Source organism: Occallatibacter sp., from assembly GCF_049582745.1.
Taxonomy (GTDB): domain Bacteria; phylum Acidobacteriota; class Terriglobia; order Terriglobales; family Acidobacteriaceae; genus Telmatobacter.
Window position 1 is genome coordinate 1 of the sequence record NZ_JBAUUO010000019.1, and the last position, 21,259, is coordinate 21,259.

Consider the following 21,259-nt stretch of genomic DNA (forward strand, 5'->3'; position numbering starts at 1 on the left):
CTCGTCATCTCGGTTCTTGTGCAACTGGCAGAACTGTGCAGACGTAAGGCCACGCCGAATTGATCCCGCACGAGAGTAGAATGACTGCCCATTCGATTGGAGAATAGGCATTGCGGTCGGATCACCGTCTATGCGGAAGTTTGGGTTGAAGCTTCCCTCAGGGGCTGAAGTCCGTCGTTTTTCGGTGCTTTGCGGCACGACTGAAAGTCGTGCTTTGACACAAAACCGATCTGGGCGTTGGATTACCGCCGATGCGGAAGTAACGAAGGGCAACGGCAGATCCTTCCGCTGCGCGTCAGGATGACAGCGCTAGAGAAATTCGAACCGAGCGAACGGCCGCTCAATCGGCAACAACGAAAAGTGTTCCGTCTGAGACCAACATCCAGCCTCCCCAGACCGCTTCGGCGCAAACTACTCTCGGGATTGCTGAATCGTCATCCCGCCGCACAATAGTTCCCTTCCAGCCCGCTCCGTTACAATCTCCTCGATGAAACTTGGCGAGCTGGCAAGTCGGCTGGGCGCGGAACTGCGCGGCGACGCGGAACTGGAAATCACTGGAGTGAAAGGGATTGAGGACGCTGGAGCCTCGGAAATCACCTTTGTCGCCAATCCAAAGTACGCCGGACTTGCGCGCAAGACAAGCGCCGCTGCGGTGCTGGTCGAGCCGGAGTTTCCTGAGATCGCCGCGGCGACCCTGCGAATCAAGAATCCTTACCACGCTTTTTCCCGCGCTCTTGCCCTCTTTTACCAGCCGCCCTCCTACCCAGCCGGCGTTCATGCCACCGCCGTCATCGACCCCACCGCGCAGATTGGCGAGGGAGCCCACATCGGCGCTTACGTCGTAATCGGTCCCAACGTGAAACTCGGGCCGCACGCCACTCTGCTGCCCCATGTCGTGCTGTATCCCGGCGTGAAGACGGGAAGCCATTTCTTTGCCCACGCGCATGCCGTCGTGCGCGAAGCCTGCGAACTGGGCGACAACGTCACGCTCGAAAATGGAGCGATCGTCGGCGCCGATGGCTTCGGCTTTTCAAAAAACGATCAAGGTCACTGGCAAAAAATTCCCCAATCCGGACCGGTGCGCATCGGCGACCGCGTCGATATCCAGGCCAACGCATGCGTGGACCGTGCCACCGTTGGCGCAACCGAGATTGGCGACGGCAGCAAGATCGACAACCTCGTGCAAGTCGGCCACGGCTCGCGCATCGGCAACGACACGCTGGTGTGCGCGCAGACCGGTCTGGCCGGCTCCTCCGTGGTTGGCAACAACGTGATTCTTGCCGGTCAGACCGGGATCGCCGGTCACTGCAGTGTCGGCGACGGCGTGATTCTCACCGCTCAGTCCGCCGTGAGCCACGATGTGCCCCCGGGCAAAACGATCTCGGGATCGCCCGGATTCGACAATCGCATCTGGCTGCGCGCCGTAGCCGTCTTTCAACGTCTGCCGGAATTGCTGAAGCGCCTGGACCGGCTTGAAAAACGCGTCGCGGCCTCAACTCCAGCCGACGAACCAGCCACCGAAGACAAGGACAAGGGATGAAGAGGAATGCGCGCCTGACGCAGAGGCTTGTCGCCGCATCGCTCGGCCTGCTTGGTCTAACCCTGATCAGCGGATGCCACTCGTATCACATCGAGGCTACCGTCGAAAATCACACCGGCGGCGCCATCACACTGCTTGAAGTTGACTACCCGAGCGCAAGCTTCGGAGCCGATACGCTGGCAGCGGACGCCGTATACCATCATCGAATTCAGATCCGCGACAGCGGTCCCATCAGCGTGCAATACACAGCCGCAGGCGGCCACCAGGTGTTGGTGAAGGGACCAACGCTCTACGAAAAGCAGGAGGGCAGCATTCAGATTGTTCTATTGCCCGATGGGAAAGCAGAGTTCTATCCGGCTCTCCAGCCTCGGAATTAATCCGGGAGATCCCTCCCACGTCGATCGAACCTGAGAGAAATGACGATTTCCTTGATTGTCAGGCGATTTGTGCCGATATATCTCACAAGGCACCGACATGGGGGACAGACCATCAGTTTGCGCGAAGGAACTAACGACAGGTCCGTCCCGACATTACAAACCGGCTCTGCGACTTGCCGGCTGTTTTGTGGGCATCCTGTCTGCCACATACTTCGTTGGGATTGAAGACGGTGCGGGCTTGGTCTGGATCGCCAACGGGCTGCTCCTCTCCTACCTGCTCCTTGCTCCGCGATGGCGCTGGAAGCACTACTTCGCAGTTGCTTTCTTCGCAATGCTCGCCGGCGGTCTCGCGGCGCATCCTCAACGGTGGCAAACCTGCCTCGCGCTGAGTGCGCTGAACATTCTGGAAGTAGCCATCGCCGCGTTCTTGCTGCGAGGACGCTCGGCACAGATGCCGCACTTTGCAGATTGGCGCTACCTTTTGCGCTTCTCTGCGTATGCGGTTCTGACTGCGCCGGTTATCGCGGGCCTGATATTCGGGCTGGTCTATTCGCGCTGGTCTGGCCTCTCGCCGTGGCATGTCATGACGGTTTGGACTACGACTGACTCGCTGGGGTACGCAGTGGTTGTTCCGACATTTATTTCTTTGCTCCAATCAGGGCTGAAGATGTGCTCCAACTCGAAAGCGCGTTGGATCTATATGGCGTCGATGGTCGCAGTGACCGTACTTTCATTCGCCCAGGTGCGGGTGCCCGTAGTCCTTCTCATCTATCCGCTGGTTGCCATAGGGTTGCTACGCTTTGGATTTGCATGCGCAAACATCAGTTCCCTCTTTGTGGCTGCGGTTGGCGGCTGGCTCACTCTGCAGGGAGAAGGTCCCTTCGCAAAGATCACTGCAATTACCCCCATCAGCCCGATGGTTCTCTTCCAGCTCTACCTGGCCTGCGGAATTTTCATGCTGTATGCGGCCTCGGCAGTGGTCGACACTCTTCGCTCCACTGAGGAGAAGTTGAGGGAGATTGTGACGCTTCACAATCTTGTCACCGAGAATTCGAGAGACGTCATCATCCTGGCCGATTTCAATGGACACCGCAGTTACGTATCTGCATCCGCGGCAATGTGGGGTGGATGGGGCCGAGAAGAATTACTCGGTATGAATAGTCTCTCGCTGGTGCATCCGGAGGATCGCAGCATGGCGGAGAGCCTGGTTCGCGATCTGCGATCGGGGGGTAACGGCGGCTTGCTGGAGTGCCGCGTAAGACACAAGGACGGAGATTTCGTCTGGGTCGAAGCGAATCTTCGTCCGGTGCGCGATCCTACCACGGGCGAACCGGTGGGGATCCTCAATATGGTGCGGGATATCGCCCGGCGCAAGAAAGCAGAACTGGAGTTGAAGGAGGCCAATGCCGCTCTCGAGGCGCTCTCGTTAACCGACGCCCTGACGCGTGTCGCCAACCGACGCAGATACGATCAGTGCCTCTTAAGCGAATGGCGGCGTGGCATACGTGAAAACCTGCCTCTGTCGCTGCTTGTGCTCGATGTGGACTGGTTCAAGTCGTACAACGACACGTACGGGCATCCAAGCGGGGACGGCTGTCTCAAGCAAATTGCCGAAGCTGCGCAAGTGGTTGTGAGCCGGACCAGCGACCTTGTTGCACGCATCGGGGGCGAGGAGTTCGCCATCATTCTTCCCAATACGCCTGCCGCCGGCGCGATCGAGGTCGCCGAACTAATCTGCTCGGCAGTACGCCACCGGAAACTCCTCCATAACACCAATCCGCTCGGTTGCGTCACGATCTCGGTCGGCTGCTCGACCATCATCCCTTCGCTTGGCCAGTCTCAATCCATTCTGATGAGTGGCTCCGATAAAGCTCTCTATGCAGCGAAACACGGTGGGCGCAACCGGGTTTGCAGCACCGACCTTGAAGTGCAACCTGAAGCCTCACTCAAGGCCAGATGACCAAGGTTGGTCAAAGCAAAACGGGAGCCGAGGCTCCCGTTTGCGAAACTGCTTTTCGCAGCGAAATTGTGAGGATCAGTGCACCATGCTCTGGAACAGCGAGGACTTCAGCAGGCTGTTGAAGTCGTTGTCCGAAGTGGCAAAGTGGACGCTCAGCTGTCCGGAACTCGAGCTGATATCCGTCGCCGCCAAGGCCGCCTTTTCCGTCTCGTCCCCGCTCATCTTCTTGTAGACGATGGCAGCCGAAAGCAGCGATGAAACCGTGGCCGCGGCAAACGAGTCGCCGGTAGAAATGGTCAAATCGAACTTCACGCCGTGTTGAAAATTCATGCCATACCACGATGAATCAAGGCGCTTGCGCACCGATTCGAAGTCCGCTACGGTCCCCGCTTCTCCCAGGACCGCCTTCATCATCGTCTGGGTTCCGGTCTTGTCGAGCACGCTCCACAATGGCGCGGAATCAACCGACTGCATCGCTTCCATGATGGGTCCGTTGGTCAGCAGTCCCGGCGCATATCCGTCGCGTACATCGAGAGCCGCCCTCACCGCCTCCATGCTTCCGAAAACCATGGTTGAAGGGTCGAAGAAGCACAGAACCATGCCGGTGTGCGCCAGGGGATACACGCGGTTGGTGCGAACAAGCTTGCCTTGCACTTTCTGTTTGCGGAAGTTGGCCATGATGCCCTGCACGTCAAACTGACCTTGAGCAATGCCCACTGTCTCCAGGCTGTCACTGGTGGGGCTGGTACGAAAAAGCGCAAACGCGAGTTCGTCAACGTCGTGATTGTCGTTCAGGCCGGACTTGCGGATTGCCTCGTCGAACTGTTTCAGTTCCGGAGGCATGACGCGATCGCGCAGTTCCATCGCCGTGTTGGAGTTCTGCATGGCGCGGTAGTCAATTACTACCAACTGCTGTACGTCGTGCGGAATGGCCGCGCGGGCATCACCGGAAAGCTGCGCCGCCTGTGCCGCAACTGTCACGGTTGCAAGCAGCGCGGAAACTGAAATCCTGACAATAAACTTGAGCACTCTAACCCTCCGGGAAGCCACGCGGCTCCCGTCTTTATCCGTTGTGGAAGCAGGAAAATATGCGTTGCCCTGCATTCTCATTTTACCTCTGCACAGTTTTTAGACGTTGACCAGTTTGGTATCGGTACTGTTACCTTCGCCAGGCCAGGACAACGGCGATTCAAGCCGGCGCTCCAGGATCCTGGTCTCGTCGTCGAACTCACTTAACTGACGCATCCACTCGCTTTCCCGCTCACAGGCGGCTTCTGGGATCAATCCCACGACCTCGCCCGCGATCGGCACAGTTTTGTGCTTTAAGGCCAGTCTTGATACCGTGCTGTACACCTGAGAGACGGGAGTCGCCTCAAAATCGGTGATGTTCAAAGTGAGCTGAGCGCGCCCGTGCGCCAGCACCCCGAGCGCCTTTACGCTTTGCAAACCGCCGAAGGCCGTCCGTACTTCGCGCGCAATTGCCCTCACCACCGCGACATCGGCGGAATCGAAATAAACGTTGTATGCCACCAGAAACCTGCGCGCCCCTACCGCGCAAGCCCCAGCCGTTGGGTGTAATCCCGGTCCGCCAAGATCCGGCCTTCGCGCGGGCTCTTTGCGCACAGCGTCGCGCAATCCTTCAAATTGCCCGCGGCGCACATCGTCGAGGTTCGCGCGATCAGGGCGCGAGGCGGCAGATTCGTAGAAGTAGACGGGAAGGCCGAACCGCCTCCAGATCTCAAGGCCGGCCTGCCGCGCAAGCATCACGCACTGCTCCAGCTTGATGCCGGAGACGGGAACAAACGGGACAACATCCGCAGCGCCGATGCGAGGGTGCAAGCCCTGCTGGCTGGTGAGATCGATCAGATCGACTGCCTTTCCGACTCCGCGCACCGCGGACTCAAGCACGGCAGCCGGTGCGCCGGCAATGGTGACGACCGAGCGATTGTGGTCCGCGTCCATCGACCAATCGAGCAGGCGCACGCCTTCCACCCGCATCGCAGCGACAATGGCTTCTACACGCCGGGCATCCCTGCCTTCAGAGAAGTTCGGAACGCACTCAACAACGGCATCTTTCATCTTTGTCTTTCAACTTGCGCGCGAACTTCTTTGTCTGATCGACGCACGGCTGCCTTTCACTTCCAGAATGTGTAACCGACTTGTACCTGGATGCTGGCGTTCACGCCCGGATTGTGGTCGCCGAGCGAAGCCGACGAAATGTGAACTGCGTTCACGCCGAGATCGATGGAACGCCTGGGGCGCGTGAAGTAGTGGACGCCGATTCCGCCCTGCGGTGAAAAATTCCAGACCGATGTCCCGCCTGGCGTTCCATGCGGCACCAGCACATCCGGCGGAAATTTGTGCGATGTGTAGATGAGTCCGCCTGCTCCTTGAAACCAGGGCTGCACCCGCTTCGAGTGCGTAAGGAAATTCCATCGGAAGATCACCGGCGTGAGGCTGGCGCCTGTGTAGGTTCCGCCTCCTACCGGCTCGTCGTACGTCACACCCTGAAAAACGAATGTCTGAGTGTGGGGAGCGGGCGTATACGCCTGCCAGAACGGCATGACATTCACCGCGAGTTGAAACTGCCCGCTCAGGATGCCGGCGTGAATCGTCGGCGTCAGTACTTTGCCTGCTTCAACACCGAGCGAGAGGAAATGATAGTTGGAGCGATCGCCGCCCATGCCGTTGCCGTAATTCACAAAGGGCGCATACTCCCAGCTCCGATTCTTGCGAACCTGGGCGACGGGGGACTCTTCATCGAGAGGCACTCTCTTAGCTGCATGGCTTTCAATAGCCACACCCGAAGAAGGGGATGACGACTGAGGGAAAGCTGTCATGGTTGTGCCGGTTATCGATAATGCCAAAATGAGAATCTTCGCAGTTGGGGTCAACGCTCTTCCCTTTTTTCCTATCTCTAGAATTCTGTATTCCATGAAAAAGGCCGCCATCTTCAGGCGGCCTTCGGATTGCCAGCCAGCCCGTTCTTATCCAGCCATCTGCGCCATTTGCTCGGCGTCCATATCGAAGTTCGAGTACACATTCTGCGTATCGTCGAAGTCCTCGAGCACCTCGAGCAATCGGAGCATCTGGTTGGCCGCCGGTCCTTCCAGCCTGGTGTAGGTTGAAGCCAGCATCGTAACTTCGCTCGAGGCCGGAGAGATGTTCGCGGCCTTGACCGCCTTCAACACGCTCTCGAAGCCATGCGGATCGGTCACGATCTCCCACACTTCGCCTTCGTCGCGCAGATCCTCGCCGCCGTGCTCCAGCACGATGTCCATCAGCTGTTCTTCGGTGGCGTTGGCCTTCTCGATGTCGATCACGCCCTTCTTTGAGAACATGTGCAGAACCGAACCTGTCGAGCCAAGGTTGCCGCCATTCTTTGAGAAGGCGTGGCGAATTTCGCTGACGGTACGGTTGCGATTGTCGGTCAGCGTTTCCACTACGATTGCCACGCCGCCGGGGCCGTAACCCTCGAAGGTGATCTCCTCGTAGCTCACGCCTTCCAGCTCGCCGGTACCGCGCTGGATGGCCCGCTTGATGTTTTCCTGCGGCATGTTTTCGGCCTTGGCCGCGGCAATGGCCGTGCGAAGCCGAGCGTTGCTGTCAGGGTTGCCGCCGCCCTTGGCAGCCATGGCGATTTCCCTGAGCAGACGGGTGAAGATCTTGCCGCGCTTGGCATCCAGCGCGCCCTTCTTGTGCTTGATTGTGGCCCATTTGGAATGCCCGGACATGGAAAACCTCAGTAAACGTGAAAATGCGGGTGCAGCAGGCGCACCCGCCCCTGCGAGTATACCACCGGGAAGGTACGGCGAAAACCGGCCCCGTAAGCCTGGGAACGGCCATTCCCGGGTTTTCCTAAGCCCTTTTCTCCGCCCCGGTCAATGCACTCCTTCACGGGCCGGTGCCCGCCCGCCGCCATATTCAAAAATGAAAAAGAGTTCACTTGCAGGGATTGTGCCGATCCCTGCCTCGCGACCGCTTACAATTTCGAGAGAATCGGAATCAAAGAAAGAAATCGCTCGCGTTCACCCGCCCCCAAACCTGCCCATCTCAGGAGACTGCTTGAAGCGCCTTCTTTCCGTCCTCTTTCTTGTCCTCGCCGCCGGAGCCGGTTTCGCACACGCCCAAGGCAACTACGAGATCCAAGTCTACGGCTCTGAAACGCAGGCTCGGCGCAGTACCATGGTCGAACTTCATTCGAACTTCACCGCGGTTGGCCAAAAGCGCTTCATCAATGGCGTCGATCCCACGAACCGCGCCGAGCACGAGACCATCGAAATCACGCAGGGATTGAACGACTGGGCCGAGGTCGGCTTCTATATCTTTACGAGCGAGCAGAGCGGCACCGGCGTGCAATGGGTCGGCGACCACATTCGTCCCCGTGTGCGCGTGCCCGAGGCGTGGCACTGGCCCGTGGGCGTCAGCCTCTCGATGGAAGCGGGATACCAGCGCGCCTTTTTCGACCGCGACACCTGGACGTGGGAGATCCGCCCGATCATCGACAAACAGCAGGGCCGCTTCTACTGGGCCGTCAACCCGGCACTCGAACGCACATGGCACGGTCCGGATGTAAATCTCGGTCTCGACTTCGCGCCAGCGGTCAAAGTGAGCTGGAACTTCACCAAGGCCGTCGCAGGCGGCGTGGAGTACTACGCCGACTACGGCAGCCTGACCGACATCGCCCCTCTGCACGATCAGCAGCAGCAGATCTTCCCTGCCATCGACCTGAACGTCTCGCCCAAGTGGGAGATCAACTTCGGCGTCGGTGTAGGACCCACTGCAGCAACCGATCACTGGATCGTCAAAGGCATCCTCGGCCGCCGCTTCGACTGGGGCCATCACGACCGAGGACCAATTGGGAACCATTAGCCCACTGCGCAGAGCCGTGCATCATGGAAATGGCGATTTCTAAAATCCGCCGCGCCGTCATCGAAACACACTCTACAGCCGATAGCGGCATTTGCGCGTCTTGTCCCCATACTTGCGGATGCCGCAGTCTTCCGGGATATCCACAATCTCAATCAATTCCGCTCCCGCAATCTCCAGGCTCCGCCGCGACGCCAAATTTTCCGGATCGCAGGTAATCCACAAAGGATCGATTCCCAGACTGCGCGCCACGGGCAGCAGCAGCTTGACCGAACGCGCCGCGTAACGATGGCCGCGAAACGCGGGATGAACTCCATAGCCGATGTGTCCCGCGTACCGCTCCAGATGCGGCGTTGAGCCGATGCGCAGATTCACGGTACCCATCTCTTCGGCGCGGTCGATGCTCATCATGCGGAAGAAATACGTGGGCACCCGGTGATACGCATGCACTGAGTAATCAGCCAGACGCAGTTCGAGGTCGCCGTGCCGCAACTCCAGCGACCGTACGACCTCGATGGCTTCGTTCATATCTGCCCGGATCGTTCTCTAGTTTTGACCCACCAGCTCGAAGGCGCGAATCTCCTCTTTGCGGACCGTGAGTTGTTCAACGAGGTCTGTGCGCACCTCGTACCCGCGTCCCGGCGCGTCCGAAACGAGAATCTCGCCCTCCGCAGTAACCGTGACCTCAGGCTCGATGATGTCCTCGTTCCAGTAGCGCGCTGACGCCGAGACATCGCCGGGCAGGCGGAAGTTCTCGAGAGTCGACAGCGCAATGTTGTGCGCGCGCCCCACACCCGACTCGAGCATCCCGCCGCACCACACCGGAATCCCGCGCTCCTGCGCCGCATTATGGACCGCAATCGCTTCGGAGAACCCTCCCACGCGACCCAGTTTGATGTTGATGATCTTGCACGACTCCATCTCGATCGCGGCCAGCGCGTCGCGCCGGTTGCGAATCGACTCGTCGAGACAGATCGGCGTATTCATGCGCTTTTGCAGCATCGAGTGATAGTAGAAATCGTCATGCCACAGCGGTTGCTCCACCATCAGCAAGTCAAAAGCGTCGAAGGTAACGAGGTGGTCGGCATCGCGCAGCTTGTACGCGGAGTTGGCGTCACAGCTCAGCATGATGTCGGGCCACTGCGTACGCACTTTCTCGAAGACTTCCACGTCCCAGCCCAGTTTGCATTTCAGCTTGATACGCTGGTAGCCAGAGGCCAGTTCCCTTTCGATAATGTCCATCAGTTCCGGAATCGATTTCTGAATTCCCAGCGACACGCCGCATGCGATGCGGTCACGCACGCCGCCAATCAACTGTGACAGCGAAATGCCGTCGCGCTGCGCCTCAAGATCCCAGATCGCATTTTCCAGCGCAGCTTTGGCCATGGGATTGCCGCGCACGACATTGAAAATCTTCGGGCAATCACCGCCGTGCTCCACCGTAGCACTTGCCAGCATTGGCCCCAGCTCGTTCACGATTACCTGCCACGCCGTATCCGTCGACTCGCCTGAAAAATGCGGCCGCTCGCCTGCCGTACACTCGCCCCAGCCTACGAGTCCTTCTGACCGGACCTCGGCCAGCAGAATTCTGCGGTTGCGGGTTACGCCAAAACTTGTCTCAAAGGGACGCACCAGCGGCAGGTGCAGCTCGCGGAGAACAATTCCATCAATTCTCATAAAATGTGGCTTCCTTCGGATGACAGCTTAAGAAGATGTTGGTACTTCCTTGAGCCGGCTCTGAAAACCCTTTCAGAGTTACGCCGGTTGGGCCCAGCGGCCCAGTTCGAAGACTCCGTTACCTTCCGCGTCCCGGCTAAACGAGACGACGGCTAATCCTTTGGAAAAGGCCTGTTGAAACTTCTGCCGATTCTGCAACTGGACAGCAAGCGCTTGCTCCCGGCCACCGGGGGAAGCCTTCCATTGGTAGATGGCGGCTGGGACCAGGATGCGTTCTTCAATCTCATAAACGACCGGGGGCCGGCCTTCCAGGATACCGTTGACTCGATCCGAGTCGAGATACCATTCCGCAACCAGACGGTCCGTGGGAAGTCCACCTTGGAGTCGAGAAGAGGATACACCATAAAAATTCACATAATAGCTGCGAACGATCGCGCCAAGCTTGTGTATGTTGAGATGCGCGTTCTTGATCTCCAGGGGATCGAAGGTCCATTCCATGTGCCGGATGCCGCGTGAAAGCGCCTCACGTCGTTGTTCCAGCTTGAGTTGCGCTCCAAGCCCCCGATTACGGTAGTGATCGCGCACCGCCAGCATATGCGAGTGGAGATAGGGCTGTGGATTTCCGTCTGTGGATTTCTTGCCCGTCTTCACGCCCGGCAAAGACATGGCGAAACCTATCATTGACTCCGGCGTTCCTTCGGGTCCTGCGCCCGGCAAATCGGTATCGAACGCGCCGAGAACCTGTCCGCCGATCTTCTGTGCCACCAGAAATGCCTTGCGCGGAATAATGTCGGTATCGTCGTAGCCCCACGTCTCAATCTGCATCTGGACGCAGGCTTCTAGCTCATCGTGCCCCGAACACGCGCGGATCAGGATCATCGTCCCATCTCCCGCGCGGCCGCCGCTTCCGCCAGTCTGCGTTTAGCCTCGGTCCAGAGAGCTTCAAGTTCCTCAGGTTTCAATTCTTCAAGTGGTTTCTTCGAATCCATTTCCATTTGTTTGAATCGACGTCTGAAACGCAGATTGCAGCCGCGCAGCGCCATCTCCGCATCGACGCCGAGATGCCGCCCGAGATTCACGACTGTAAACAGCAGATCGCCCAGCTCTGCCTCGACAGCAGATTTGATTGCGGGATCATTGGATACTTCTCCCGCCGCAGCCTCCGCTTCCAGCTCCGCCGTTTCCTCCGCCAGCTTGGGCAGCAGGTCGCGCCAGTGCGGCCAATCGAAGCCGGACTTCGCCGCTTTCGCGCCGATCTTCGCGGCCTCTGCGAGAGCCGGCATTGCTCGCTGCACAGAGTCGAGGCGCGACTTCGGTTCTTCTGTCGAAGACTTCGCGGCGTTTTCCGCGGCCTTGATCTCTTCCCAGTTGCGCAGCACCTTGGCCGACGATCCCTCAACTGCGGAATCAACAATCGCTTCATTACCGGCGGCACGGGAAGCTTCTTCGCCGAAGACGTGCGGGTGGCGCCGCACTAGCTTGCGGTTCAGGTGGTCGAGCACGTCTGCGATGGTGAAGTGGCCTTCGTTGGCAGCCATCTCCGCATAGAACAGCACTTGCAGCAGCAGGTCGCCCAGTTCTTCCGCCAGGTGCGGAAAGTCACGCCGTTCGATCGCGTCGAAGACCTCGTAGGCCTCTTCCAGCGTGTATTTGCGGATGGTGTCGAAGGATTGCTCGCGATCCCACGGGCAACCGCCTGGGGCACGTAGCCGAGCCATGATTGCGATCGACCGCTCAAATAGCGCTGCGGCCTGCGCCGGATCGGTCTGCATGATATCCGCGAGTGCTTTTGAATTTGGACTGGCAGGAGGGGCGTCCATGTGATTTCATTTTAACCGGCGGTCTCGCGGCGCCGTCTCATGATCAGAAGTACCGTCTCCCCCGCAGCACTTCCCTCTCCGCTTCGCAATTCAGCTCGCTGGAGGTTCTTCCATGCTTCACAAACTCCTTGGCCTTCTGCTCCTTTCTTCCGCATTCACCTTTGCGCAGGCGCCTGCCATTCCCGATACGCCCGCGGGGCACGCGCTGGCCGCATGGCTCGATGCCTTCAACAACGGTGATCGCGGGAAGATCGAAGCCTACATCAAGAAGTACGATCCATCGGAGAATGCCGACGGGATGATGGGCTTCCATAACCAGACTGGTGGATTCAATTTGCTCTCGATCGACAGCAGCCAGCCACTCGTCATCAAGTTTCATGTTCGCGAGAAAAATGGCACCACGGTTGCCCTGGGCTCCCTCAACATCAAGGAAGCGACCGCTGGCACCGTAGAAAACCTTGGACTGCGCGCCATCCCTCCAGGCGCCAAAGAGGAGGACATAACGCTGGATGCGGCGCGGCGCAAAGCTGTGATTGATGGAGCAATCGCGCAGCTGAAGGAGAACTACATCTATTCCGATGGCGCCCAGAAGATGGCCGACGCAGTGCTCGCGCATGAAAAGGCGGGAGACTACGACAAGATCACCGATGGCAGCACCTTCGCAACAAAGTTGACGGACGATATGCGGGCCGTGAGCCACGACAGGCATCTGCACGTGAATTATGCACCTTTCAAAATTCCACCGGAGCACGAGAGCGGTCCATCGCCCGAAGACGAGGCGCGGTTCCGCAAAGAGCTGGAGCACCAGAACTGCGGATGGGACAAAGTGGAAATCCTGCCGGGCAATATCGGCTATGTGAAGTTCGACGAGTTTGCACCGCCCGAGTGGTGCGGTTCGACGGTGGTCGCTGCCATGGGCTTCCTTGCACATACGGGTGCGATCATCTTCGATCTGCGCCAGAACGGCGGCGGCGACCCCAAGATGGTGGACATGGTGGTGTCGTACCTCTTCGACAAAGAGACCCACATTAACGATCTCTACTACCGTCACGGCGACAAGACAACGCAATACTGGACGCTGCCCTACGTGCCGGGAACGCGGCTGGCGACGCAGCCTGTCTACGTGCTGACGTCAAAGCGCACGTTTTCCGGAGGCGAGGAGTTCTGCTACGACCTGAAGACGCAGAAGCGCGCGACACTGGTGGGTGAAACGACGGGCGGCGGCGCGCACCCGGTGTCGGGACATCGCATTGACGACCATTTTCAAATAGGTGTGCCGGAAGGCCGGCCCATCAATCCGGTGACGCAGAAGGACTGGGAAGGGACTGGCGTGGAGCCGGATGTTGCGGTGAAGGCCGACGACGCCCTGACGACCGCCGAGAAGCTGGCCGGCGACAAGCTACGTGAAGCGCGGGAAAAGGAAAGCAAGAAAGAAGGCAAGAAGGACCAATAGCAGCCCGTTATACTGCAGGGACCGCAATCTTGAAGTGGACAAACGGTTACCGACCGCGGACCAGAGGAGCACCGGCGATCATGAGATGGATACGGTAGATACTGGTGCTCGCGGTGATGTACAACGTCTTGCGGTCAGGCCCGCCCCACGCGACATTCGCTGATTTTTCGGGCATGACGATTGTGCCCAGCGGCTTCCCTTCCGGTGAGAAGATCCAGACCCCTCCCGGTCCCGTGCTGTAGACATTTCCCTTCTCGTCCACCTTCATGCCGTCGGGAGCGCCCTGCCGCGTATCGGATGTCGCATCGTAGAAGAGCTTCGCGTCCGTGAGAGAACCGTCCGGCTGCACACGGTAGCGCATCCATATTTTTTTCGGCTCCGAATTGTCGACGTAGAGGACCTTTTCGTCAGGGGAGAACGCGATGCCGTTGGGACGGGGCAGGTCGGAAATAAGCAATTGAAGCTCGGAGCGCGTGGGCTCGGCGGACTTCTGATCGAATGCGTGCGGAATGCGGTAGACCCCGTTCACCTTGAGCTCTTTCTCCGGGTCGGTATCCTTTTGCGTGCGCAAGCCGTACGGCGGATCTGTGAAATAGAGCGAACCATCAGAGCGGTACACAAGGTCGTTAGGGCTGTTGAGCTTCTTGCCTTGATACGAGTCGGCAAGCATCGTCAACGGAAGGACTGTCCACGGACCTCTCATATAGGGCGAGTCAATCCGATAGACGTCGCGCCGCGCGTGTCCTGCGATGGTCAGCCGCCCCTCGACATCAAGGGTCATCCCGTTCGATCCCGGCTCCGGCCCGCCATAGGGGCGCATTCCTTGGTAGCCAGTCGATCCAAGAACCTTGCTTACACCGAAGCCCGGCGTCCACTTACGGATGGTATTGCTGGGGATCTCTGCGAAATAGAGCGAGCCCTCGATCCACACCGGCCCTTCGACCCATTTGAAGCCAGTCGCGATCCGTTCGAGCTTCGCGTCTTTGGGGACGATCTGGTCGATGGCAGGGTCGAGACGATCGAGCTTAACGGCAGTGGAGTCCAGCGGCACCCGCCCGGCCTTTTGCGCGGCCACCCTTTGCTGGCCGGCGATTGATCCGCCGCACGCGATCGTCAAAACAGCAAGCAACAGCAGCCTCGGCCAATTCACTCAATCCTTCCTTTCTGAACCAGCAGACAACGCTGTCCATTCTGAATGTCCGATGGGATGAACGGCAAGAACTTCCGCAACGTCTTACGCACACACCGTGTGGCCGTATACTCAACCTTCCCGGTGATTTTTAAATGATCCGCATTCTCGGCACGATATTGGCGGCGCTGCTGGGGCTGGCCTTCGGCAGCTTCCTGAACGTGTGCCTGAGTCGCTGGCCCGAAGGCGAAAGTGTCGTCAAGCCGCGCTCGCACTGCCGCAATTGCGGACGAACGCTCGCGTGGTGGGAGAACATCCCGCTCCTAAGCTGGATCGCGTTGCGCGGCCGCTGCCGCACGTGCAAGACGAAAATTAGCTGGCGGTATCCGCTGGTGGAGTTGGCTGTAGGAGCCTTATGGGCGGTTCCTGCCTGGCAGTTTATGCCAGAGCTTCTCAAGCCATCGATGCCAGTCACCATCCTCCTCTGGGATTTGGTGGTTGTCATCGCAATGTTCACGTTCTATTGGCTTCTCGTAGCGCTTGCAGCACTCGACTCCGAGCGTCTTTGGCTTCCTAACTGGATCACATTCCCGGGAATTGCTCTTGGGTTCCTGTTTGCAATCGCCAAAGCAACGCTCGATGCACTCTCTCCGTTTCACGACACCGTCAACAGATTTGAAGTGATTCGATATGAGATTGGACAGGCGATATTGAGCTCGATGGAAGGCGCCCTTGCCGCCGCTGGTCTGATCCTCCTCATCCGCTGGACCTACTGGCTCATTCGCCGCCGCGAGGGCATCGGCCTCGGCGATGCCAAGCTGATGGCGATGCTGGGGGCGTGGCTTGGGCTCTCAGGCGCGCTGCTGTCTTTCGCCATCGGCGTCATGCTCGGCGCAGTCTTTGCACTCGTCGTCCTCGCCATTCCCACGGCGCGACGTGAATCCGACACATGGCTTCTGTCGAAGATGCCCCTTGGCACCTTGCTATGCGTCGGCGGAGTCATCAGCGCCCTCTGGGGGCAGCCGCTGATCGCGGCTTACTTACGCCTTGTGGGATTGCGTTAAGTAAATCCAGCCCTCATCGTGTTCGTTGTGATGAAGATCAGCGCACGAGGCCCAGGCGAAAACAACTGCAGGTTCCTCCACTCCCTTCGGTCGGTTGGAATGACAGTGCTTTTGAAGGGTGTGCGGCTGGTCGATTACTGTGGCTGTTGGTTCACCGGCGCCGCCGGCGCATGCGCCAGATCCGGTTCCTTCAGCCACTTCTTCGCTTCCTTACTGTGTTTGCTGTCGGGATCGTACTCTATCACCTTGCGGTAGTTCGCCTTGGCATTCGCATAGTCGCCGATATTGCGCTGCGCCTCTGCCAGTCCCCAATACACATCAGGATTCTCAGCGTCGGTAATCACGGCTGACTGGTACCGCGACAGGGCGGCCCTCCAGTTCTTCCGGCTTAGCTCGAATGCGCCAACATCCTCATCTTCTTTCGCGGTTACCTGGTGGACCACCGGCTCGTCGCTCTTTTTCCCGTGCTTGCCCGGCCTGGGTTCATCCGGGATGTTCACATCGTTGGCTCCCGTCAGGCTCGAGCTGAATCCATCGCCGGAGTCCGATGCGCCGGGCGGTGGATCGTCGGGGCTGTGCACAGGATCGGTATCGTCATGCAGCAGGCTCGTCGTTCCCGCGCTTTCGCCGGTGCCCGGCACAGGCTGCGGAATCGCTGGCTCTTCGCTCATCGGCACCACCGGTACGTTGTTCGTATCTACCGGAAAAGGATTCGAATCGCCAGCCGGCTTCTGTGCGGGCTGCTGTTGCGTCGGGTTCGCCGGCGGCATCGGCTGCTGCTTGGGCGGTTTCGATTGCGCATATAGCGCCGTCGCCGCCATCAAGCCGCATCCAAACGCAAGCGCACTGTGAAATCTCAGATTCATTTCAATTCTTTTCGCGTCGCGCCATTATTTCTCATCACATCAATGGTACGATGCGATGCATACAGGACTTCAACCCACTCCAGGAAAAAGCCGCATTCCCCATGGCGCTCATCATTCGTTCTTCTGCCATCCATGCCGCCGGCTGCTATAGCACCACTGCGGTTCGCAAAGGCACGCGCGTTGCCGAGTACACCGGGCCACGTCTCAGTAAAGACCAAGCCGACTCGGCCAACGAAGACTCGCCCATTACCTACTTATTTGGACTCGGCGACGGCTCCATCGTCATCGACGGTCATTGCATGGCCATGTTCATTAATCACAGTTGCCGGCCAAATTGTGAGACCGAGGAGGTTCGGGGCCGCGTCTGGATCAAGGCCATCCGCAGCATCGTGCCGGGAGAAGAAATTACCTACGACTACTGCCTCTACGACGGGGGCGAAGACGAGGCCATCTGCAACTGTGGGGCAAAACGCTGCCGCGGCACCATGTACTCTCCCCAGGAGATACGCCGCCGCAAAGCCGCAGCCCGCAGAGCCGAAAAGAAGAAAGCGGCAAAACGCCGGTCCCGCGCCACCGAGATCCCCATTCCCCGCCAGCCCGCCGTCGTGGAAGAGGAAGACGCGGCCTGACGAAATGCGTCCCCGCGAAAGCCGATACACATTGAGGCGCTCGGGGGATAGCATAGGGCAGGATGACGCAAGAGCCAGAGCAGCCGCCCCTCACCGATGTGCAACTCGACCTATTGCGCCGCTTTGCCCTTTTCGAGGTCGGCCGGGACGAAATGCTGCAGGCTCTTGCAGGAGCCTTCGACATCAACTTCGATCCCAGGGAAGAGACCTCCAAAGGCATCACCCAGCGCCGTTCTGCCAATAACCGATTTCCCATCCCCGAGCCCGGCATCGTCATCACCCGCGAACACATCTCAAACGCCCTTGAGCACAAGCGTTTCGAGATGATCTCAGAACGCGACCTCGTCTACTGGGCCACGATTCTCCTGCTTAACGATGCCTACGTCTTCGATCCCGGAGACGAAGACCTGATCGCCGAATGGCTCAACGACATCAGCTTCAACCTCGACGCGAACTGAGCCGTTTCCCACATTCTGAAAGCTCCTGCGGCGACATTTTCCACCTCCGCCGTCGCTCGCCCCGGAACGATACAATCCCATCTAGCGCCCGCATCAAAAATCGTCGGGCTGGGGAGTCTTCGCTCGCATGGGTTACCAGGTTCTGGCTCGCAAGTATCGGCCACAAAAGTTTGCCGACGTCGTCGGCCAGGATCACGTTACGCGCACCCTGCTGAACGCGCTTACCCAGAATCGCATCGCCCACGGCTACATTTTTTCCGGCCATCGCGGCATCGGCAAAACCACCATCGCCCGCATCCTTGCCCAGGCGCTGAACTGCCGCACTGAGATTGGCTCCGCGCAGCGGCCAACGCCGGAACCCTGCGGCGTCTGCGACTCCTGCGTCGAAATCCGCCAGGGCAACGCCGTCGACGTGATCGAGATCGACGCGGCTACCAACCGCGGCATCGACGAAATTCGCGAACTGCGCGATGCAGCCCGCTACGCGCCCGCCCGCGACCGCTACAAGATTTACATTCTCGACGAGGCTCACCAGATCACCGAAGCCGCCTTTAACGCGCTGCTCAAAACGCTCGAAGAGCCGCCCTCGCACGTCATCTTCATGATGGCAACGACGGAGCCCGAGAACATTCCGCAAACCATTCGCTCCCGCTGCCAGCACTTCAGCTTTCACGCGGTCAAGTTCGATGACATCCTCGCGCAGCTCAAGATGATCGCCGCGGAGGAGAAGGTCGAGGCCGAAGAGGGAGCGCTCGCGTTACTGGCCGAAGCCGGCGACGGATCGATGCGCGACGCGCTCAGCATTATGGATCAGGCCATTGCTTCCGCCCCAGTCGACGCAGAAAGTCGCCCGGTCCTGTCTACAGCCCAGATTCGCGAGCTGATGGGATCTGTTCCCAACACCGTCTTTGAGCATCTGCTTGAGTCGGTCGCGGCGGGCGAAAGCGCACCCGTCATGACGCAGTTGAACGACCTGCTCAACTCAGGACACAGCGCGCAATCCCTGGCCCGGCAGATTGTTCGCTACCTGCGCAATACCCTGATGGCCAAGCTTGGCGGCGAGCAAACCGAGCTGCTGCAGATCTCTTCCGACGAGCGCGCCCGCGCTGCGCGCACCGCTTTGCTCTTCGGCGAAGAGGAGATCACGCGCAACCTGCAGATCATGCTGCGGACCTTCGACGATTTGAACTATCGGCAGGAGCAGCGCTTTCACCTTGAGCTAGGCCTGATGAAACTGGTCCATGCACAGCGCCTGCTTCCGCTCGAAGAACTGCTCAGTTCCGTGTCGAGTGGCAAGCCGGTTAGCCGCGGAGCATCTTCCCCGCGCACATCCACCGCGCCCGCACGAAGCGCATCGCCCGTATCTCATTCTTCGCCAGCGTCCAGCGCTCCGCCACCGCGCTCACCGTTCGGTTCCGGCCCCGTGATGCAGTCCGTACCCATCGCAGAAAGTCATGCGGTAAGCGGCTCGGTAGCGTTGGCAGCGGCTCTTCCCGAAGCCGCGCATGCCGGGTCGGTCATTCCGTTTCGCACTCCTCAGCCACGACCCAGCGATCTTGAACCGCTCGAGACAGCAAGCGATCCTGACAGCGTGCCTGATCCTGAGCCTCTCGCACCGGTATCAGCGCCGGCTGAAAATACCCCTTCCTCTCTTACTCCCGAATCCGTTCAACGCGCCATCGTTGCGGGCCTGGCCCAGAACGGACACGCATCCGCATCGCAACTGCTCTCCACGGCGCGTCTCACGCTCGAAGCCAGCAGCCTGCGTATCGAAGTTCCGGGAATCGGCAAGAAGATGCTGGCCCTCACTGTCAATGCCGCCGCCGAAAAAATTATCAAGCAGGAGTTGCAGCGCGTTGGTGCGCCCACTCGATTCATGGTGATCCCCGGCGAGGGCGTGGCCGCCACATCTTCCGTTGCCGCACCCGTCCAGGGCAGCATTCAGCAGGCCGCGCTCGAACATCCCATGGTGCAGCGTGCGAAGGAAATCTTCAAAGCCGAAGTGCGCAGCGTGGTCGACCTGCGCAGCAAATAGATCCGAGGAGGCCGCAATGGTAAACCCACTCAAGATCGCCGAAATGCTCTCCCAGGCCAACAAAATGCAGGAGGAGATGCAGCGCAAGCTGGCGGAAACGGTGGTCGAAGGATCGACCGGCGGCGGAGCCGTCACAGTGACCATGAACGGCAAAAGAGAGCTCCTTAAGATCAAGATCGACCCTTCGGCCGTCGCCAGCTTCAGTGGTCCCAGCCCCGATGTGGAAATGCTCGAGGCGCTGATCGTGGGCGCCGTAAACGATGCCGGCCACAAGGCCGACGAAGCTATCCAGTCCAGCGTGAAGGGCGCACTCGGCGGGCTGAACCTCAACATTCCCGGGCTCGGTTAGACTCGAATTCTTCGCTGCTTGTGCTGAGATTTTCCCCCATCGATTTGTAGGACCTGGAGGTCAGGATGTCAGGCGAGATGAATCGCAGAAGCTTTCTCTATCTTGGTACGGCAGGCGCAGCAGCAACGCTCGCGCCGCGTTGGATTTTTGCGCAAGCTGCGCCACCCGCGCCCCCAGCCGATCGTCTCGCGCAGATGCGCGCAACGGGCGCGTCGACGCCGATCAAGACCACCAAGCTCTACGACAACCTGTGGCTGCTGCAGGGCGCCGGCGGCAACATGGCCATCCAAAGCGGAAAAGACGGCAACATCCTCATCGATTCCAGTTTCGCCACCGCCGTTCCCCACATCCGCGAGGCCATCGCCGCAATCAGCACCGATGCACCTCATGCGCTGGTCAACACGCACTGGCACGTCGACCACGTCGACGGCAATGAAGGCATGCACGCTGCCGGGTTTCACGTAATTGCCCACGAGAAGACAAAGGTCCGCATGGCGCAGCCCGCCGAGATGAAGCTCTTTCACATGTCTCTGCCTGCATACCCTGAGAGCGCTCTTCCAGCAACCACCTTTGCAACCTCGATGCACAACAACCACAACGGCGACAGCATCGATCTTGTCCACTACGACCCTGCGCATACCGACACCGACATCTACATCCATTTCCACAATGCCGACGTGCTCCACTGCGGCGACATCTTTTTCAATAAGAGCTACCCGTTTATCGATGAAGGAAGCGGTGGTTCCATCGGGGGCACCATCGACGCGGCACAAAAGTCGCTCACACTCGCGGGCGACTCTACCAAGATCATCCCCGGCCACGGTCCGCTGGGCAACAAAGCCGATTTGAAGAAGTACGTCGACATGCTCTCAGCGGTGCGCGATAACATTGCCGCCCTCAAGAAGGCTGGCGCGAGCGAGCAGGAAGTAGTCGCTAAGAAACCGACGGCTTCATTCGATTCCGACTGGCTTCGTGGCGGCTCGCCCGACATGTTCGTGGGTATTGTCTACCGTACCGTTTAGGAGGGGTTGCT

The 21,259-nt window shown here is 59.2% G+C and carries 21 protein-coding genes; 11 read left to right on the plus strand and 10 right to left on the minus strand.

Annotation, left to right across the window (positions count from 1 at the left end):
• The first annotated feature begins 487 nt into the window (after positions 1 to 487).
• From lpxD to WCA10_RS02530, 3 genes are all read left to right on the plus strand, one after another.
• Complete coding sequence (gene lpxD / locus WCA10_RS02520) at positions 488 to 1,540, plus strand: UDP-3-O-(3-hydroxymyristoyl)glucosamine N-acyltransferase (RefSeq protein WP_472820911.1); 1,053 nt, start codon at positions 488 to 490, stop codon at positions 1,538 to 1,540.
• Complete coding sequence (locus WCA10_RS02525) at positions 1,537 to 1,917, plus strand: hypothetical protein (RefSeq protein WP_472820912.1); 381 nt, start codon at positions 1,537 to 1,539, stop codon at positions 1,915 to 1,917. The genes lpxD and WCA10_RS02525 overlap by 4 nt, the downstream gene beginning before the upstream one ends.
• A gap of 97 nt (positions 1,918 to 2,014) precedes the next feature.
• A complete protein-coding gene (locus WCA10_RS02530; protein ID WP_472820913.1) occupies positions 2,015 to 3,877 on the plus strand; it encodes a sensor domain-containing diguanylate cyclase in 1,863 nt (620 codons plus the stop codon).
• Positions 3,878 to 3,952: 75 nt separating this feature from the next.
• Here WCA10_RS02530 and WCA10_RS02535 read toward each other — a convergent pair whose 3' ends face one another.
• The 4 genes from WCA10_RS02535 to WCA10_RS02550 all read right to left on the minus strand — a co-directional run bounded on the left by WCA10_RS02535 (position 3,953) and on the right by WCA10_RS02550 (position 7,611).
• On the minus strand, positions 3,953 to 4,906 hold the full coding sequence (locus tag WCA10_RS02535) for a hypothetical protein (RefSeq protein WP_472820914.1): 954 nt from the start codon (positions 4,904 to 4,906) through the stop codon (positions 3,953 to 3,955).
• A 99-nt stretch (positions 4,907 to 5,005) separates the two neighbouring features.
• Positions 5,006 to 5,956 carry a glutamate formimidoyltransferase gene (gene ftcD, locus WCA10_RS02540; protein ID WP_472820915.1) on the minus strand — a complete coding sequence of 317 codons (951 nt, stop codon included), beginning with the start codon at positions 5,954 to 5,956 and terminating at the stop codon, positions 5,006 to 5,008.
• 56 nt (positions 5,957 to 6,012) lie between these two features.
• Positions 6,013 to 6,648, minus strand: coding sequence for an acyloxyacyl hydrolase (locus WCA10_RS02545; RefSeq protein WP_472820916.1), 636 nt, complete (start codon positions 6,646 to 6,648; stop codon positions 6,013 to 6,015).
• Positions 6,649 to 6,864: 216 nt separating this feature from the next.
• Complete coding sequence (locus WCA10_RS02550; protein ID WP_472820917.1) at positions 6,865 to 7,611, minus strand: YebC/PmpR family DNA-binding transcriptional regulator; 747 nt, start codon at positions 7,609 to 7,611, stop codon at positions 6,865 to 6,867.
• A gap of 331 nt (positions 7,612 to 7,942) precedes the next feature.
• Here WCA10_RS02550 and WCA10_RS02555 point away from each other — a divergent pair, with 331 nt between their 5' ends.
• Complete coding sequence (locus WCA10_RS02555) at positions 7,943 to 8,749, plus strand: hypothetical protein (RefSeq protein ID WP_472820918.1); 807 nt, start codon at positions 7,943 to 7,945, stop codon at positions 8,747 to 8,749.
• A 72-nt stretch (positions 8,750 to 8,821) separates the two neighbouring features.
• Here the strand turns inward: WCA10_RS02555 and WCA10_RS02560 are convergent, their stop codons facing one another.
• The 4 genes from WCA10_RS02560 to mazG form a co-directional block, all read right to left on the minus strand.
• Positions 8,822 to 9,274, minus strand: coding sequence for a GNAT family N-acetyltransferase (locus WCA10_RS02560; protein ID WP_472820919.1), 453 nt, complete (start codon positions 9,272 to 9,274; stop codon positions 8,822 to 8,824).
• Positions 9,275 to 9,292: 18 nt separating this feature from the next.
• Positions 9,293 to 10,423: an o-succinylbenzoate synthase gene (gene menC / locus WCA10_RS02565; RefSeq protein ID WP_472820920.1), complete on the minus strand. Its 1,131-nt coding sequence runs from the start codon at positions 10,421 to 10,423 to the stop codon at positions 9,293 to 9,295.
• 78 nt (positions 10,424 to 10,501) lie between these two features.
• Positions 10,502 to 11,302 (minus strand): GNAT family N-acetyltransferase, encoded by an 801-nt coding sequence (locus tag WCA10_RS02570; protein ID WP_472820921.1) that lies wholly within the window; start codon positions 11,300 to 11,302, stop codon positions 10,502 to 10,504.
• On the minus strand, positions 11,299 to 12,195 hold the full coding sequence (gene mazG / locus WCA10_RS02575) for a nucleoside triphosphate pyrophosphohydrolase (protein WP_472820922.1): 897 nt from the start codon (positions 12,193 to 12,195) through the stop codon (positions 11,299 to 11,301). Before mazG ends, WCA10_RS02570 begins: the two co-directional genes overlap by 4 nt.
• 160 nt (positions 12,196 to 12,355) lie before the next feature.
• On the opposite strand from mazG, the gene WCA10_RS02580 reads away from it, so the two are divergent.
• The gene (locus tag WCA10_RS02580) at positions 12,356 to 13,696 is read left to right on the plus strand and encodes a S41 family peptidase (protein ID WP_472820923.1); all 1,341 of its coding nucleotides are present in this window, start codon (positions 12,356 to 12,358) and stop codon (positions 13,694 to 13,696) included.
• A 46-nt stretch (positions 13,697 to 13,742) separates the two neighbouring features.
• Here the strand turns inward: WCA10_RS02580 and WCA10_RS02585 are convergent, their stop codons facing one another.
• Positions 13,743 to 14,846, minus strand: coding sequence for an SMP-30/gluconolactonase/LRE family protein (locus WCA10_RS02585; RefSeq protein ID WP_472820924.1), 1,104 nt, complete (start codon positions 14,844 to 14,846; stop codon positions 13,743 to 13,745).
• A gap of 134 nt (positions 14,847 to 14,980) precedes the next feature.
• Between WCA10_RS02585 and WCA10_RS02590 the strand changes: the two genes are divergently transcribed.
• Positions 14,981 to 15,889 carry a prepilin peptidase gene (locus WCA10_RS02590; RefSeq protein ID WP_472820925.1) on the plus strand — a complete coding sequence of 303 codons (909 nt, stop codon included), beginning with the start codon at positions 14,981 to 14,983 and terminating at the stop codon, positions 15,887 to 15,889.
• Between the two features lie 134 nt (positions 15,890 to 16,023).
• Here WCA10_RS02590 and WCA10_RS02595 read toward each other — a convergent pair whose 3' ends face one another.
• Positions 16,024 to 16,755, minus strand: coding sequence for a tetratricopeptide repeat protein (locus WCA10_RS02595; protein WP_472820926.1), 732 nt, complete (start codon positions 16,753 to 16,755; stop codon positions 16,024 to 16,026).
• A 50-nt stretch (positions 16,756 to 16,805) separates the two neighbouring features.
• Here WCA10_RS02595 and WCA10_RS02600 point away from each other — a divergent pair, with 50 nt between their 5' ends.
• From WCA10_RS02600 to WCA10_RS02620, 5 genes are all read left to right on the plus strand, one after another.
• Positions 16,806 to 17,384, plus strand: a complete 579-nt coding sequence (locus WCA10_RS02600) for an SET domain-containing protein (protein WP_472820927.1) — start codon at positions 16,806 to 16,808, stop codon at positions 17,382 to 17,384.
• Between the two features lie 62 nt (positions 17,385 to 17,446).
• Positions 17,447 to 17,842 carry a hypothetical protein gene (locus WCA10_RS02605; RefSeq protein WP_472820928.1) on the plus strand — a complete coding sequence of 132 codons (396 nt, stop codon included), beginning with the start codon at positions 17,447 to 17,449 and terminating at the stop codon, positions 17,840 to 17,842.
• Between the two features lie 127 nt (positions 17,843 to 17,969).
• The gene (gene dnaX / locus WCA10_RS02610) at positions 17,970 to 19,877 is read left to right on the plus strand and encodes a DNA polymerase III subunit gamma/tau (protein ID WP_472820929.1); all 1,908 of its coding nucleotides are present in this window, start codon (positions 17,970 to 17,972) and stop codon (positions 19,875 to 19,877) included.
• A 16-nt stretch (positions 19,878 to 19,893) separates the two neighbouring features.
• Positions 19,894 to 20,226 (plus strand): YbaB/EbfC family nucleoid-associated protein, encoded by a 333-nt coding sequence (locus WCA10_RS02615; RefSeq protein WP_472820930.1) that lies wholly within the window; start codon positions 19,894 to 19,896, stop codon positions 20,224 to 20,226.
• Positions 20,227 to 20,303: 77 nt separating this feature from the next.
• Positions 20,304 to 21,248 (plus strand): MBL fold metallo-hydrolase, encoded by a 945-nt coding sequence (locus WCA10_RS02620; protein ID WP_472820931.1) that lies wholly within the window; start codon positions 20,304 to 20,306, stop codon positions 21,246 to 21,248.
• Positions 21,249 to 21,259 lie beyond the last annotated feature (11 nt).